Annotated in this window: 1 protein-coding gene and 1 pseudogene; both read right to left on the reverse strand. The window is 70.3% G+C overall.

Annotated features, from left to right (window positions below; translation table 11 throughout):
* Window positions 1–17: 17 nt before the first annotated feature.
* On the reverse strand, window positions 18–569 hold the full coding sequence (locus E1265_RS36535; RefSeq protein ID WP_243741383.1) for a helix-turn-helix domain-containing protein: 552 nt from the start codon (window positions 567–569) through the stop codon (window positions 18–20).
* A gap of 162 nt (window positions 570–731) precedes the next feature.
* Window positions 732–937, reverse strand: a pseudogene (locus tag E1265_RS36540) (ATP-binding protein); the annotation flags it as partial.

The raw sequence follows: 937 nt of genomic DNA on the forward strand, positions 1-937 counted from the left end.
ACGGTGCCGTGCCGGACCTAGTCGAAGCCGCGCCGCTCGGGCACCCCGGGCGCCATCGGCAGCACCGGCGCGGTCCGCTCAAGCCTGGATCCGTGGTTCTCGTCCACCGCGAACACCGCGGCGTTCGCCGGCGGCGCCAGGTGCAGGCCTACCACGTCCTGGATCTTGTCGATCAGCAGCGGGTCCGGGGAGATTTTGAAGGTCTCGTTACGCCATGGCTGGAGACCGAAGGCCCGCCAGGTCCGCGGCACGCTCGTGGGTGAGATTCCCACCCGTGTGGCCAGCTCGCGTTTCGACCAGTGCGTCGCCCCTTCCGGTGTCTCCTCCAGGGTGCGCGCTGCCACCTCTTCCACCTGGGCGTCGGTGATGGTGCGTGGCACCCCGGGGCGGGGTTCGTCGGCCAGCCCGTCCAGCCGCCCGGCCAGGAACCGCGCCCGCCACTGGTGACCGTTCCCCGGTTGACTCCCAGCCGCGCGGCCATCGCGATGTTGCTGCCACCATCCGCGCAGGCCAGCACGATCCGTGCCCGCATCGCCAGTCCCCGCGCGGTCGAACGGCGCTTGGCCCATTCCTGCAACGTCCGCCGCTCGTCCTCAGACAGCACCAGCGGCTCCGGCCTGCTATCACCCATGCCAACAGCAGACGCGGACCACCCACTCACCACCACCAAAAGCCCTGATCCGATACAGAACACGACTCATGGGACGACGACACAACTCAAGACCAGCTCACTAGGAGGCTCTGAGCAGCGCCGCGTCCTCGCGCCACTTGAGGACCTTGTCGAAGGTGACGACGGCACCGCCGCTGCCCGGCTGGTTGCCGATGCGCAGGCGGTCAGAGAGGGCCTCGATCAGCCGCAGGCCGCGCCCGCCGGGCAGCAGCTCGCGGGGCTCGGCCCTCGGGACGGCGGCGTCGTCGGGGAAGCCTGGGCCGCAGT

The sequence above is a fragment of the Streptomyces sp. 8K308 genome (assembly GCF_004348315.1).
Lineage (GTDB): Bacteria > Actinomycetota > Actinomycetes > Streptomycetales > Streptomycetaceae > Streptomyces.